Origin of the sequence: uncultured Campylobacter sp. (genome assembly GCF_937997535.1) — a bacterium.
Classification (GTDB): domain Bacteria; phylum Campylobacterota; class Campylobacteria; order Campylobacterales; family Campylobacteraceae; genus Campylobacter_B.
The window spans coordinates 41,157-56,258 of record NZ_CALKTT010000098.1; the positions used below are offsets into that span (position 1 = coordinate 41,157).

Annotated in this window: 13 protein-coding genes; 4 read left to right on the forward strand and 9 right to left on the reverse strand. The window is 44.9% G+C overall.

Going from position 1 to position 15,102, the window contains the following annotated elements:
* Positions 1–504: 504 nt before the first annotated feature.
* Positions 505–1,437, forward strand: coding sequence for a D-2-hydroxyacid dehydrogenase (locus tag Q0117_RS09710; protein ID WP_297925724.1), 933 nt, complete (start codon positions 505–507; stop codon positions 1,435–1,437).
* Between the two features lie 185 nt (positions 1,438–1,622).
* Here Q0117_RS09710 and Q0117_RS09715 read toward each other — a convergent pair whose 3' ends face one another.
* Together Q0117_RS09715 and Q0117_RS09720 are read right to left on the reverse strand one after the other, a co-directional pair.
* The gene (locus Q0117_RS09715; RefSeq protein WP_297925731.1) at positions 1,623–2,768 is read right to left on the reverse strand and encodes a PepSY-associated TM helix domain-containing protein; all 1,146 of its coding nucleotides are present in this window, start codon (positions 2,766–2,768) and stop codon (positions 1,623–1,625) included.
* A 49-nt stretch (positions 2,769–2,817) separates the two neighbouring features.
* Positions 2,818–4,788, reverse strand: coding sequence for a TonB-dependent receptor (locus tag Q0117_RS09720; protein ID WP_297925737.1), 1,971 nt, complete (start codon positions 4,786–4,788; stop codon positions 2,818–2,820).
* Positions 4,789–4,897: 109 nt separating this feature from the next.
* Between Q0117_RS09720 and Q0117_RS09725 the strand changes: the two genes are divergently transcribed.
* Entirely contained in the window at positions 4,898–5,854 is a 957-nt protein-coding gene (locus Q0117_RS09725) for an AraC family transcriptional regulator (protein WP_297925744.1), read from the forward strand.
* A 222-nt stretch (positions 5,855–6,076) separates the two neighbouring features.
* Here Q0117_RS09725 and Q0117_RS09730 read toward each other — a convergent pair whose 3' ends face one another.
* The 6 genes from Q0117_RS09730 to Q0117_RS09755 form a co-directional block, all read right to left on the reverse strand.
* Positions 6,077–6,880, reverse strand: a complete 804-nt coding sequence (locus tag Q0117_RS09730; RefSeq protein WP_005872862.1) for a transporter substrate-binding domain-containing protein — start codon at positions 6,878–6,880, stop codon at positions 6,077–6,079.
* A 15-nt stretch (positions 6,881–6,895) separates the two neighbouring features.
* Positions 6,896–7,699 carry a transporter substrate-binding domain-containing protein gene (locus Q0117_RS09735; protein ID WP_297925755.1) on the reverse strand — a complete coding sequence of 268 codons (804 nt, stop codon included), beginning with the start codon at positions 7,697–7,699 and terminating at the stop codon, positions 6,896–6,898.
* Between the two features lie 64 nt (positions 7,700–7,763).
* On the reverse strand, positions 7,764–8,567 hold the full coding sequence (locus tag Q0117_RS09740; protein ID WP_297925765.1) for a transporter substrate-binding domain-containing protein: 804 nt from the start codon (positions 8,565–8,567) through the stop codon (positions 7,764–7,766).
* A 19-nt stretch (positions 8,568–8,586) separates the two neighbouring features.
* A complete protein-coding gene (locus Q0117_RS09745; protein WP_297925768.1) occupies positions 8,587–9,396 on the reverse strand; it encodes a transporter substrate-binding domain-containing protein in 810 nt (269 codons plus the stop codon).
* A 570-nt stretch (positions 9,397–9,966) separates the two neighbouring features.
* Positions 9,967–10,410 (reverse strand): copper resistance protein CopD, encoded by a 444-nt coding sequence (locus tag Q0117_RS09750; protein WP_297925804.1) that lies wholly within the window; start codon positions 10,408–10,410, stop codon positions 9,967–9,969.
* A gap of 256 nt (positions 10,411–10,666) precedes the next feature.
* A complete protein-coding gene (locus Q0117_RS09755; RefSeq protein ID WP_297925773.1) occupies positions 10,667–11,986 on the reverse strand; it encodes a Na+/H+ antiporter NhaC family protein in 1,320 nt (439 codons plus the stop codon).
* Between the two features lie 87 nt (positions 11,987–12,073).
* On the opposite strand from Q0117_RS09755, the gene Q0117_RS09760 reads away from it, so the two are divergent.
* Entirely contained in the window at positions 12,074–13,084 is a 1,011-nt protein-coding gene (locus Q0117_RS09760) for a DUF475 domain-containing protein (RefSeq protein WP_297925785.1), read from the forward strand.
* A gap of 229 nt (positions 13,085–13,313) precedes the next feature.
* On the opposite strand, the gene Q0117_RS09765 is transcribed toward Q0117_RS09760, so the two are convergent.
* Positions 13,314–14,396: a DUF3137 domain-containing protein gene (locus Q0117_RS09765; protein WP_297925792.1), complete on the reverse strand. Its 1,083-nt coding sequence runs from the start codon at positions 14,394–14,396 to the stop codon at positions 13,314–13,316.
* Positions 14,397–14,530: 134 nt separating this feature from the next.
* Here Q0117_RS09765 and Q0117_RS09770 point away from each other — a divergent pair, with 134 nt between their 5' ends.
* Positions 14,531–14,962, forward strand: coding sequence for a redoxin (locus tag Q0117_RS09770; protein ID WP_297925799.1), 432 nt, complete (start codon positions 14,531–14,533; stop codon positions 14,960–14,962).
* The last annotated feature ends 140 nt before the right edge of the window (positions 14,963–15,102 follow it).

The following is a 15,102-nucleotide window of genomic DNA, read 5'->3' on the forward strand; positions in this document are numbered from 1 at the left end:
GGTAAATTTTATCGCCGAGCGGCGGTGAAATTTAACGCTAGGAAGCTACGGCGAAATTTAACGTAGCGGCACGACCAAAATTCTGCGCGGATAAATTTCGTGCAGGTTAAATTTGCGTAAGTTGAAATTTCGTGCAGAGTAAGATTCGCGCGAGCTAAATTTTAAAATTTAAATGCGAGCGGCAGCAGCGATTAAATTTATCTCTCGCTTCGGCGTAAATTAGGATTTCAAATTTAGACGCAGGTTTCAGCGGCGGTAAAATTTACCGCTTATTTCGATGCGAGTTAGAATTTTAAAATTTAACGCTCCGCGCGCTACAAGCATTAAAGTTCGCGAGGGCAGAATTCGCGATAGTAAAATTTTGTGAGAAATTTCCGCAATAGCTAAATTTCGCAGGCTAAAATTTGCCGTTTAAGCACTGCGCTCCGACCGCGTGGCGGAATTTAACGGCTAAATTTAGCCGCGCTACTACGACTTAAAATTTTAAAACGCAAAGGGGAAAATATGAAAATCGTATGTTTGGATGCCGCGACGCTGGGAAGCGATGCCGATCTTAGCGAGATCGCGAGCTTGGGCGAGTTTGAAAGCTACGAGATGACCGAGCCCGCGCAAACCGCGCAGCGCCTAGCCGGCGCCGATGTCGTCATCACCAACAAAGTCCTAATCACGGACGAGATCATGGCGCAAACCGCGCTTAAGCTGATCTGCGTTAGCGCCACTGGCACGAATAACATCGATATGCAGGCCGCGCAGGCTCGCGGCATCGCGGTGAAAAACGTGGCGGGCTATTCGACGAACAGCGTCGTGCAGCAGACCTTCGCGTCGCTGTTTGCACTAACCAATGCGCTCGGATACTACGCAGACTACGGCAGCAGCGGCAAATGGTGCGAGAGCGAAATTTTTACCCACATTGACGCGCCCATCAGCGAAATTTACGGCAAAGAATTCGGCGTCATCGGGCTTGGACAGATCGGCGCAAAGGTCGCCCGCATCGCCGCCGCGTTCGGCGCGAACGTGAGATACTACTCCACTAGCGGCGCGAACGACAACGGCGAGTTCGCCAGAGTGAGCCTGGACGCGCTTTTGAGGGCATGCGACATCATCTCGATCCACGCCCCACTAAATCCAAAAACGGCGGGATTGATCGGCGAGGCGGAGCTTGCGAAGATGAAAGAGGGGGCGATCTTGATGAATTTCGGCCGCGGCGGCATCGTGGACGAGGACGCGCTAGCTCGCGCCGTGGACGAGCGAGGCCTGCGCACGGCGCTTGACGTGCTGCAAACAGAGCCGATGAGGGCGGATCATCCGCTGCTGCGCGTGAAAAATCGCCGTAACGTCATCATCACGCCTCACATCGCATGGGCGAGCATAGAGGCCCGCAAACGGCTGATAAAGATGATCGCGCAAAATATTAGGGATTTTATGAACGGCAAATGAATGCAGTTAAAACGCCGAAGTAAATTTAAAAATCAAGATGCGGCGCAAGGCTCACAAAGACTCTGCACATAGTATTTCAAGCACCGCATATAAATTTTATTAGCTGAAAAGAAGCGATACCGTTTCGGGTAAAATTTTAAATTTACGCCGCGAATAAGCTATTTCTCCGCTTTGAATTCATGGATTTATCTTTTCTTGCAAATTCTTTTTATGCTCATCCAAAATCCTGTAACTATAAAAAATAACACTAAAATCGCCGCTACGCAAAATAAGAACTTACCTGCCTCGCCGAAGATATAGCCCGAATGCACGCTCAAAACGGCTTTATGTATAGCAAAAGGGCGCGGCATGGTGCTTTTCGCATCGTCATAGCGAGCATGCCGCAAGATGCCCTTTTTAACGTTTATACTCATCGTATTCATATGCTCTTCGCTCTTTTCGCCTTTATCGAAATAAAAGATCATAAAATTTTCTCCATCTTTTTGAGCGATAATATTGAAGAATTCGTAGTTTTCACCGCGTTCACGCTTAAAAATATCAAATGCCGTCTGAAAATTTAAAATTTTATCTTCATCCTCAAGCGAAAATCCTCGCACTTCGGTAAAGCTCGTTTTTCTAAAAATTTCCTTTTCCCCTAGCGCTCTGTTGGTGATTTTGGCTATCCAATCATACGACCAATAAAGCCCGCTAGCGCTTATCGTAAGTAAAACGGGCAGCAGCAAAACTCCGACTGCGCCGTGCAAGCTATATAAAAACGCGTAACCTCTCGCTTTAAAATTTATCCTAAATGCGCGTAAAATCTTTCCTCTAAAGCTAGGATAATAGATCACCACGCCTGAAATTAAGACTAAAATAAACATAATTGTGCTAAGCGCTACGATATTTTTGCCTATTAGCCGCAGAGTTTCGTTTTTGCTTAACCCAAATCCCAGATTGGTATGTAGGTTTAGCATTACGCCGATAAACTTATCGCCTATGTTTTCCGAAGTAATTTCACCGCTATAAGGATCTATAAAATATGATTTAAACTCACCGCCAGAATCTGTACCGGAAAGCCTAATCGCTTCGTTTTTGTTTTGAGGAATTCTATAATAACTAAGCGTAAAACCGGGCTTGGCTTTTCTGAAAATATTTAAAATTTTGGCGGGCTTAAGAGCGTCTTTTTCGCTCGGGCTCACGAAAGATTTGCTTTGATTTAACGCATCTATAATCTCATCATGATACGAGATAATAGCGCCGCTAAGGGCTATGATTAAGATCGGCACACAGCATATAAGCGTCAAAACAAGATGGACGTTGAACCAAAATTTTTTCCTTTTTAGAATCGCCATTAATTTCCTTAAATTTTAAATCCGCGGACGAAATTTATGCGTCGCGAATTTAAAAATTCACGTTAAATCCAACCTGCGCCTTCATCCCGTCTACAACCATCATTTGATAATTTCCCGAGCGCGTTAGTACGAATTCGTTGAATATGTTATAAAGCGTAAAATTTAAACTTGCGTCTTTTGTGACTTTATAGCTCGTGCCCAGATCAAAAAGCGTGTATGAGCGGATATCCTCATCGTAGCTTAGGCTATCGCGCGTCCTACTATAATAATTTATTTGCGACCATAAGTTTAGCTTGGAGCTTACGTCGTAATCAAATCCTAGCTTTACCGAATGGATTGGAAAATTATTTAAGGTTTTACCCTTCTCGCTACCCGTTTTTTGCTCGGATTTCGTATAGGCGTAGTTTGCATGCAGCTTCAAATTATCTAAAATTTGATAATCGCTACTTAGCTCTAGACCCCTAACCTCAGCTTCTCCAATATTTATAGTATCCCAAATACCGCGCCTGTAAGTTTTGCCGTTATGCACGCAAGGATTTCCCGGTCTTGGACGGCAAATTAATTTCGTAGAAATTCCATCTTTGATTTTGGTATAAAACGCAGTAGCGCTAAAGTTAAATTTATCGTTATCGTCGTAAGAAAACCCGCCTTCGTAGCTTATGCTGCTTTCAGGCTTTAGAGAGCTTCTGCCTATCTGCGCTCCCTGGCCTCCTGCAAATGGCAGGGCAAGGCCCTCGCTACGCTGCTTAATATCCGGAGTTGAATATCCCGTCGAAATGCCACCTTTAATAGAAAAACTTTCGTTTAAACGATAAACGGCATAAGCGCGCGGCGATATATGGCCGCCGTAGTCTTTATCGCGGTTATATCTGATTCCGCCGGTTAGTGTTAAATCATCAGTTAGATAAAAATCATCCTCGCCGTAGATCGAATAATCCCATCTTTTGACATTTGCCTCATCTGCGGTAGTAGCGGCTTCGTTTAATCTCTCGCTTCGGTATTGCACGCCCAAACTCAAAGCATTTGAATCGAAAAAATATGAGCCTTTAGAATTTAGCGTAGTCGTTCTAAGACGCAGATCCTGGGCGCCGCTTTCTTTCATGCTATCGTAATTTGCGTAGCTATCTATCATAAACTTATCGTATTTTCCCTGGTGAGACAGGCTTGCAGTGTAGCCTTTCATATCCTCTTTCGCAATATCGTTATTGCCTCCCGAGGTTGTTCGCGTACGCCCGTATGTACGCCTAAATTTATTATTTACTTTACGATAATCAAGCGTTACCTCATCATTTTGCGTTACGTTATACATCAGTTTTGCGCCTATATTCGTCTCTTCATTATTTCTATTCGCATAAGGCTCTTTGTCCTCTATCTTTTCAAAAAATCTGCCGTAAAGTGCGATACCTAGCACGTCCGGGACGATAGCCCCGTTTAGATAAAAACCTGTTTGATAATCACCTTTTATTTGCGATTTTTTAGCAAAAGTATAGTATCCGTTTACATTGCCGCTAGGCTCATTTGAAAAGCCCTTGGTGATGATATTTATTACCCCGCCCATAGCGTCGCTGCCGTAAAGCGAGCTCATAGGACCGCGGATGACCTCTATGCGCTCTATCGCATTTGCGGGAGGCAAGAAATTCTGGCTGCTGCCGATACTTCTTAATCCTTTATAAGCACTATCGCTAGTCGCAGGTTTGCCGTCGATTAAAATTTTCGTATATTTTTGAGATAGGCCTCTTAGGCTTATGCCTTTTCTCGATGCAGCGCCTAGCGTTGCGGTAAAGGCACTCGGCAAATCCTCTACCATTGCGGAGACATCTTGGTAGTTGCGCTTTCGTATCTCTTTTTGCGTAAGAACGGAGATAGAAGCGGGTGCGTCTTGAATATTTTGCCGATAGCCCGTAGCACTGACTACGGTAATTTCACCCAAATTTACGCTTTTGTCCTGTTTTTCTATCTCGCTCGATATTCCGGCTGTCGCTATAGCAGCGATCAGCGATAATTTATATATTGTGCGCACAAACGCCCCTTTTCTTATTAAAATTTAAACTCATTTTACTATAATAAGATATGCATTATCAAGAAATACTAAACGGCAGAGGGATTATTTTAAACGCTAAAGGGATAAGATGAGCAAGGAGATAAGTTTAGACGATTTTTTGCAAAAAATATCTAACGACATTGAGCCGTCTAAGCAATGTGGGTATAACAAAACCGAGCTTGAAAGCGAAAGTATAAAATTCGGCTTTAGCTCTTTTTATACGGGCGGAGAGATAGGATATTATAGCAGTGATATAATTTGCAGAGATTTCCTTTTGCATCGCCACGAACGGGGCAGCCGCTATTCATTTTTATTTTTCAATACTGGCGAAAATCCTATCTGCTTCAGATCGGATAAAGATCAATTCGTCTTGAATAAAGGTGAGTTTTGGCTCGGAACTATGCAAAGCAAATTGCGTGGCGTTCACGAGCTTGAAAATAAACACTATAAAAGCTCCTGCATAGCGCTTAGCACCGCTTTTGCAAATGAGCTGGGAATTTTAAAAAATTTGAATTTAGATCAAGCCGTTTGCATGAAGAAATTTAAAACAAGCGCCGTGCAAAATATTATTCTCAAAGAGCTCGAAAATGCCGCGATATACGACGGCAAAATACGCGAAATTTTTATGGAAAGTAAAATTTTAGAGATGCTTTATAGAAGTTTTCATAAATTTAATGAGCCCGAAAATGCGCTTAGCCTTGATGAAAATCGCATAAAAACAGTTCAAAAAGCAAAGAAAATATTACTCGAAAATATGCAAAATCCACCTAGCATTAAGGAGCTCGCTCATCTTTGTGCCACGAACGAATTTGCACTAAAAAAGGATTTTAAAGCATATTTCGGCACGAGCGTTTATGCAATGCTGACAAATGAGCGGCTTGAGATTGCAAAAGAGCTATTGAGTCTAGATCAAATCAGCGTAAACGAAGCTGCTAAAATGGTCGGATATAATAATTTATCGCATTTTTCTAAAATTTTTAGGACTAAATTTAACGTGCTGCCGACGCAACTGAAAAAGGATATAAAATTTTACTACTCGGATTAGAATTTCTTGCGACCGGCTATCTTTTATAAGTCGCGCCCTTTCACAACCGCATATCAAAACATCATAAAATTTTATATCGCAACCGGGATCCGTAAAAATACGGAATTTAAATTATAAATTGCCGCCGAAGCCTTGGCGACAAAGCAAGCTGCGATCAAATATCGCAGCTGCGCGTATGTTCGGACGACAAAGGACGCCTTAAAATTTTAAATGCGTCTAAATTTAAAACAGGCTATAAACCTCATCGAGCGTGAAGTGCTTTTTATCGATCTTGCCGCCGTAGTATGGCTTGATATCCTCGTCAAAAGCCTTGTGAAAAAATTTTGCTTTATACATTTTTACCAGGCTGCTATTAACTGCATCAAGCAGCTCGGTATTGCCCTTAGATAGGGCAACGGCGATATAATCTACCTTGCCAAGGTTGATGATTTTTGCATCAAGCGCGGCATCGTTTCTAGCGTATCCGAGTACGACCGTATTATCGTCGGCAAAGCCTATGCCCTCGCCAGCCTTTAGTCTGGCGACGCACTCATTCGCGTCGGCACATGTCGCAATCTCGTAACCCGCGTTTTTAAAGTGCTCCTCGGCAGTTGTGCCTTTAACGCTTAGAATTTTTTTATGCGCGATCTGATCGATTCTTGAAATATTATCATCCTTGCGGCTTAGCACGCCAATTTGCACTGAATAATACGGGTAAGAAAAATCGACTTTCTGAACGCGATCTTTTGTGACGGTAAGCTTGGATATGATGAGATCTACTTTGTTTTGCTCCAGTGAAGGAACGCGATCTTTAGATGCTACGGAGATAAAGTCGATTTTGATCTTTTTATTGCCGAATAGATTTTTGACTAGCTCATTTGCCAAGTCAACCTCAAAGCCCTTTAGTGTGCCGTTATCATCGAAGCTAAACGGAGGCTGGGAATCTTGCAAACCTATGCGAATTTCGCCTGCTTGCTTGATATCTGCTAATGAGTTAGCGCAAAGCGCGCCAGCACCCAGCAAAATACTTAGTAGAATTTTTTTCATATTTCGTCCTTTAAATTAAAACATTTTATAAAGATCATCTAACAAGAAATATTTTTTCTCAGCCTTTCCCTTGTAAAAAGGATCGATGCTGTCGTTAAAAATTTTCTTGAAAAAGCCATTTTTGCTGAGCTTGACAAGCCCGTCGTTTAGAGCGTTTAGCAAGTCGTCGTTACCTTTTTGCACCGCGATAGCTAAAAAGTCCGTCGTGCCTAAATTCTTTATATTTACCTCTACTTTGCGATCTACGACCGAATAGCCCAAAACTACCATATTATCGTCCGCATAGCCGCTGCCGCGACCGGATTTTAATGCGCGGAAGCATTCGCTCGAACTAGCGCATGAGATAACCTTAAAGCCTTCCTTATTAAAATAATCAAAAGCCGTAGTGCCGGGCTCTGCTAAAATTTCTTTATCTTGTAAATCGTCTACGGTTTTTATATTATCATCGGTGCGGGTTAGCACGCCGATATTTACGCTAAAGTAGGGGTTTGAAAAATCCACTAGCTTCTCGCGCTCTTTCGTAACCGTGATGGCTGCGATATCCAAATCGACCTTGTTATCTTGCACGGCTGTGATACGGTCGTTGCCTAGAGTTACAACATATTCGATTTTGCCGCCCTTATCGCCGAAAATTTCTTTCACGAGCTCTTCGATAAGCGAAATTTCAAAACCGCTGTATTTGCCGTCCTCGGAGACGCTAAGCGGCGGCAGTGAGCCATCTATTCCGATACGAATGAGCCCTTTTTCTTTGATCTGCGCTAAAGAGTTAGCAAATAACGAACACGAAGCGATTAACAACGCAAATATAATCTTTTTCATAAAATTCCTTTAAATTTTACTAAAATTTGCCAGCGAATAGAATTCCATCCATCGCCGCTTTAAATCAAAACAAGCTGTAAAGATCGTCCAGCAAGAAATACTTTTTATCAATGGTTCCTTTATAAAAAGGCTCAATACTCTCATCAAAAATTTTTGTAAAAAAACCCTTTTTACTTAGCTCAATTAGTCCCGCATTTACCGCGTTAAGCAGCTCGGTATTGCCCTTTTGCACCGCGATGGCCAGGAAGTCCGTCGAGCCTAAATTCTTGATATTTACTTCGACTTTGCGGTCGACTACAGCGTAAGCAAATACAAGTAGATTATCATCGCCGTATCCGTCGCCCTTGCCCGATTTTAGGTCATTAAAGCATTCATTCGCGCTCGCACACGGTACTACGTTATAGCCCTGTTTCGTAAAGTAATCAAACACAGTAGTGCCGGGCTGCGCCAGTATAGTCTTTCCGTTTAGATCGGAGACCTTTCTGATATTATCGTCGCTACGAGTTAGCACGCCGATATTTACGCTAAAGTATGGATCGGAGAAATCTACCAGCTTCTCGCGCTCTTTCGTAACCGAGATTAGCGCGATATCTAAATCGACTCTGTTATCCTGTACCGCTTTTATACGATCATCGCCTACCGTTACGACATATTCTATCTTGCCGCCTTTATCGCCGAAAATTTCTTTAACAAGCCCTTCGATTAAGAGTATCTCAAAGCCGCTATATTCGCCGGCTTTAGCGACGCTAAACGGCGGAGACGAGCCATCTATACCGATGCGAATAACCCCTTTTTCTTTGATTTGAGTCAAAGTGTTGCTAAGAAGCGAGCACACAGCCAGCACCAATGCTAGGATTATCTTTTTCATAGTGTCCCCCTTTTTAAAATTACAGCAAGCTATAAAGATCGTCTAGCAAGAAATACTTTTTCTCTGCAGTTCCTTTGTAGTAAGGCTCGATGAAATTATCGAACGAATTTTTGAAAAAGCCCTCTTTGCTTAGCTTGATTAGCTCGCCGTTTAGAAAATCCAAAAGCTCCGAATTGCCCTTTTTCACGCCGATGGCTAAGAAATCCGAAGTGCCTAAATTCTTGATATTTACTTCAACCTTTTTATCTAATACCGGATAAGCCAGCACGACCAGGTTATCATCGGCATACCCGTCGCCCTGTCCAGCTTTTAGCGCCTTGTAGCAAGCGTTTGCGTTATCACATCTGGCGATATTATAGCCTTGCTTTTCAAAGTATGTTTCTGCAGTACCGCCGCTAAGAACTAAAATAGTTTTATCTTGCAAATCGTTTAAGGATTTAATCTTATCTTCGATGCGGGTCAAAATGCCTATATTGACGCTAAAATACGGGGTCGTAAAATCGATCTGCTTCTCGCGCTCCGGAGTTACGGTAAGAGTTGCGATAACCGCATCCACCTTATCTTCTTGTAGGAATTTTATACGCTGATTTGCAAGCACGGAGGTAAACTCCACCTTTCCGCCCGATGGAAGCATATCTTTAGCGATAGCATTTGCCATATCGACCTCAAAGCCCTGATGCACGCCGTCTTCTATCTTGCTAAACGGTGGCTGCGCGTCATAAACGCCTATTCTAAGCACTCCGCTACTTTTGATCTCGGAGAGCGATCTTGCGCAAAGCGCGCTACTAGCCAAAGCTGCGACAAGCAGACTTAAGAGAAATTTCTTCATCCTTTTCCTTTCTCATAAATAATTTCAAAACCATTACCACGGCTACGGAAAACCTCAAAATCCCGCCCGAACGGCAAGCAGACATTAAATTCGCCCGCAGGCGAAAAGCAATTTTAGCTTTTTATATCTTTAATGATTATTAAATAGTAAGTAAAGTCGCCAAATAAATTCGCTTTTTCATTGTTTGCTTCGATTTTGCGCGGGTTTTTTAGAATTCTCATCCGCATCCTAGCGATATAATTTAAAATTTTTAAAATTTTGCAAAATTTTAAAGCCACAGAATTTTACAAAATTTTAAAGCTGCAGAATTGGGTGAGAAATTTTATGAGCGCTTTAAAACTCGCGATGAAATTTTAAAATTTTATAAGATCAAATCTTGCAGGTTGCATTTGACAAAACAGCACGAGAAAGGAATGGAATTTTAAAATTTCGCGCTTTAGCGCAGACATACGTGGAATTTAAAATTTTTAGCAAACGACAAAATTCAAAAGCAAGCGAAATTAAATCTTTGCCACGCTGCAGAATTTCGCGATAAAAGTGTGCCGCCAGCGCTAAATTTTGCGCCATAAATCATACTACGAACATCAGCTTAGCGCAAAGCACGATGATGAAGCCGAATACAAAAGCGATTTTGTGGATGTTCGCTCGCAAAAACTCAGGCGCGGGCCTTCCCATCGCGCGGCAACTTAAATTTATCGCTACGCACACGGCGATGATGAGCGCGAGCGTGACTTTTAGCATAAAGATTTTTTGAAGCGGCGTGCCGAAATACCCGCCGTTAGCGCTCCCGACCCAGCGGCTCATCATCATTCCGCCGGTAATTATCAGCGTAAAAAGGCAAACCGGCATGATCTTAATCGCGCGCGAGCCGACCGCCTTTTTAACGCGCTCAAAATCCGCGCCCAGCACGCTTTTAAGCCGCGAAAAAATCACGACGTCAAAAAATATGTAGCCCAAAAAGATAATGGCGCAGATGAGATGGACGATCTGCACGTAAGGATAAATTTGCTCCACCGCCGCTCCTTGCTTTGAAATTTCGCCCATTTTATGCGAAATTTCAAATTTTAGCAATGATTTTCATCAACACGCCGCGAGCGGTTAAATTTAAAGCGGCTAAATTTAAGCAAACCGCGCGAGTATCGCAGATAAATTTTGGCAAAATCGCGCGGTCAAATTTAAAAACAAAGCCGCGCAGCTAAATTTAAAAATGGACGCGTCCGTAAATTTATAAATTCACGGGCACCGCCGCGCGGCTAAATTTTATAAAATTTCAAAGCATCATCGAAAAGATTATGCCAAATATAATTAGCGGGATATTAAAGAAAATAAAGGTCGGCACGCAGGTATCCCAGATGTGGCTATGCCCGCCGTCGATATTCAGCCCCGCAGTAGGCCCAAGCGTGCTATCGCTCGCAGGCGAGCCCGCATCGCCGATACCCGCGGCCACGCCGATGATAAAGATCGTCGCTGCAGTGCTAAAGCCCAACTGCGCGGCTAGCGGACAATAAATCGTAGCGATGATAGGGATTGTGCCGAAGCTCGAGCCTATGCCCATCGTCACGAGCAGTCCGATGCCGATCATCAGCAGCGCACCGCCGAGCTTACCGCCGCTTAAAGTGCTCGCTACGTGCACCAGCTCATTCACCCCGCCGGTTTCTTTTAAGATCGTGCCATATCCTGCGGCGATCAGCATCAAAAACGCGATGTAGCCCATCATATGCACGCCTTCGTCAAATACGCTATCGAGCTTCTTCCACTCGATGCCTTTGCTCGCAAGCATTACTAAAATTCCGCTAAGCGCGGCAAACGGAAGCGATTTGATCCAAATTTGCACCGCGAAGCACACCGCGATGCCTGCTAGAGCGCCCCATTCGCGCATACCCATCTTAAGCTCGCTAAAATGCGCATCCAGGCTCTCTTTAGTTTCGGCATACTCCCTCGGCTTGCGGTAGTAGACCACGGCTAGGATGAGGCCCACGAGCATCGGCACGGCGCTTAGCCACATCACGCTCGATATGTCGCTTAGGCTTACCGCGATGCCGTTTGCGTTCATATTTTTTTCAATTAGCCCCATAAAGATAAGTCCAAATCCCAGCGGCAGCGCCATATACGGCGTCTGCAAGCCGAACGTCAGCGCGCACGCTACCGCGCGGCGGTCGATCTTTAGCGAGTTCATGATCTTGACTAACGGCGGGATCAAAATCGGGATAAAGGCGATATGCACGGGGATTAAATTTTGCGAGAAGCACGCAAAAAAGGCGATCGAAAAGATAAAGACGTATTTTTTGTCGCTGATTAAATTTGCCACCGCGCGCACCAAGATCGCCGTTAGGTTGGTCTTTGAGATCGCGCTTGCGATGACGCCTAGCAGCAGATACGAAAGCGCGGTTTCTAAATTTCCGCCCATGCCGAGGCTGCCGGCGTTTTCAGGGTTGCCGTTTATGAATAAATTTATGGCGTCTCCCAGCGGGATCTTGCTTGAGAGCACGGCGCAGATCGTGCCGATTAGGATCGCAAGCATTACGTTGCACCTCAGCAAGCATAGCGCGCACATCACACAGATACTGATAAATACGGGATTGGTAAGCATCTTTTGCCTTTTTTGGAATTTTTGCAATTATATAGAATTTAGGGCTAAATTTTGCTAAAATCGCGCAAAAAATCGGCTAGGACAGCGATGAAATATTTTTACTCCTCTTTTGTAGTAAGCCTAATCGCGCTTGCTATCGCATTTTATATCGGCGGTGCTGGTGCCGCTTATATCTGCGCGCTTTTATGCGTGCTCGAAATCAGCCTCAGCTTCGACAACGCCGTAGTCAATGCCAAAATGCTAAAAGATATGGCGCCGGTGTGGCAGAGCAGATTTATCCTCTGGGGCATTCCGATCGCGGTTTTTGGCATGAGGTTTTTATTCCCCGTGCTAATCGTTGCCGCAAGCGCGCATCTGGGTCTTTGGGAAACCCTCGTGCTGGCGCTTAAGCAGCCGCACCGCTACCATGAAATTTTAAGCGAGAACGAAGCGCAAATTTACGTTTTCGGCGGCGCGTTTTTGCTGATGGTCTTTTGCGATTTTTTCTTCGATGCGCAGCGCGAGCTACACTGGCTGGGCATAATCGAAAATAACGGGCTCGTGCGATTTTTAAAGCGCATTCCAAACGCGCCCACGCTGATCGCTCTAGCCGCGGGGCTTGCGCTGCTTGCTAAAACGGGTTCGGCGACGCTCGGCGCAGCGTATTTCGGCGCGATCCTGCTCTATCTGCTCATCTCCTGCTTCGACCGACTTTTCGGCACGGACGGCGTAAAAAACGGCCTTGCGGGCTTTTTATACTTAGAAACCCTGGACGCGAGCTTTAGCTTTGACGGCGTGATCGGGGCGTTTGCACTAAGCGATAATATCTTCATCATCATGCTAGGCCTCGGCGCGGGCGCGATGTTCGTGCGCTCCATCACGCTGTATCTCATCGCTCGCGGCACGCTGTCGCACTTCGCGTATCTGGAGCACGGCGCGCACTACGCCATCGCGTGTTTGGCGTTTATAATGTTTGCCAAGCTGAAATTTGAAGTAAGCGAGATCATAACGGGCACCGTGGGGATCTTATTCATCGCGCTATCGCTCCTTTCGTCGGTGCTCTACAACCGCCGCAACAAACGCAAACTAATCGAAACGATCGCGGGAAACAACGAGTAAAATTTCATCGCATATCTTGCCGTGCGCGAGATCAAATTTTAAAATTTCAAGCCGATACCCGCAAGCGGTAAAATTTACTCGCTTGCGCCACGTTAAATTCCAAGAGACGCCAAATTTCAAGAAACGCCAAATTCTAAAAAGCGCTAAATTTAAAGACGCGGGCGATGAGATTAAAATTTTACGAAAAGCGTTAAATTTTAAACCGCGAGATGGCGTTTTAAAATTCAAATCAGCGATCGCGCGAGCTCAAGCCTTTATCGCGCAATCTCTGCAGCTCTTCGCCGCCGAGTGGCACGCTATTTGCGGACTCGCCGCTCTCGCTTGCGCCGCCAAAAAATCCTTCATTCAAACGCAGCTCGTCAATGATACCAAGAAGCTGCAAAACTTCAGCCTTTATCCGCTCGGCATCTTTTAGCGTAGTGCGCGGCGAAAACAGCGCAGCTTCGAAGCGGTTTTTCGCGCCGTTTAAAAATAGATAAAATTTTCTGTCCATAAACGCCGCGCTAAGAGCGATCTTGGGCGCAAGCTTAAGCTTCAAAGCCCCGAGACGCTCCATAAAGCTAGGCGTCAAAAGATACCGCGCCTCGATCTTATCGCTTGCGAACACGCGAAATTCCTCGCCGAAAATCACGTCGTCCATCAGCTCCTGATCGCCTAAAAATTTTGTGCCTGGCGAGCGGTCCGCGATGATGGTCCGCCCCTTAAATTTCTTATAAAACTCGCACACCAAAACCGAGCCGCTAAAGGCCTGCACGTATTCGCCGAGCCTCCAAGCGTTCCAAAGCGCGATCGCCGACAGCAAAAAAGTTGCGGAAAGATCGCTTTTAGCCCTTTGAGATAGCCTTACAAGCTCCATAGACTCGCGCGTTTCATAGATTTTTATCGCTTCGCTTAGGCTAAATTTCACCCCTTTATACACGCCGTCTATCTGATCCTCGGCTACGAATTCATTGTTCGGATAGATGCCTGTTTTGCGGAACTCTTCTTCGTCTATGCCGCTTTGCGGCTCGTATCTAAAGGTGGGATCGATATCTGAAATGATGGCGCGGATGAAGGCGTCTTTGTAAAAGGCGTTGTACTCCCATTTGGCGATGGAATCATCAAAAATCCCCCATACGCAGCTTACCGCAATTATCGGGATCATCGCGGACATCAGCACGGCGGAGGAGTATTCGTTTTGGATCAAGCCGTGGATAAACCAACCGACGGAAAAAACCGCGATGCATAGCAATAAAATCAGCGGTTTTAGAAATTTTATCTTGCACTGCTGCTGCTTTTTTGCCAGCTCCTCTATCGCCCTGTCAATATCCAAAATTTAACTCCAAATTTGATTTGCCGAAATTTTGCCCCTTATTTTACGCTAAATTTTATTAAAATTTCATCCGTTAAGCGGGTTTAAGATTTTTTATGCTATTTTTGCGACCTATTTCGATCAAAAGGCAAGAGATGATAAATTTACCGAAAAATTGCGTGGTTTTTACCTACCCGAAAATGGGCGATAGCGGCAAATTTTTGCCCGCAGAGTTGCGCGGCGCAGCGGGGCTTACGGGCTGCACGCTTCAGTGCAAGGCCTACGAGAGCGCGTTTGCACAAATAAGAGCCCTCGGCTTTGAGCTTATCGCCGTAGGCAGTATGGGCGAGGCGGGCACGAGCGAGTTTAAGCGCGCTACGGGCGCTACGTTTGAGTTCATAAACGACGAAAAATTCGAGCTTGAAGCGCCGCTGCGGCTCGAGACTTTCACTACCGGCGACGGGAAGAAATTTTACCACCGCCAAACCCTGATTTTTAAAGACGGCAAGGAGATAAAGCGCTTTAGCCGTATCGCAGAGCCCGAGCAAGACGCACAAAACGTACTCGCGGCGCTAAAGAGCCTATGATCGATCGCTTCGGCGCTGCGCTTTAAATTTCGCGCTCCAAGCACGTTGCTACACGGAGCTGAAATTTAAGGCAGAACGAATTTCTCTTAAATTCAGCATTTTTAATTAAAATGGCGCTAAATTTAACGGAGGCGGGTATG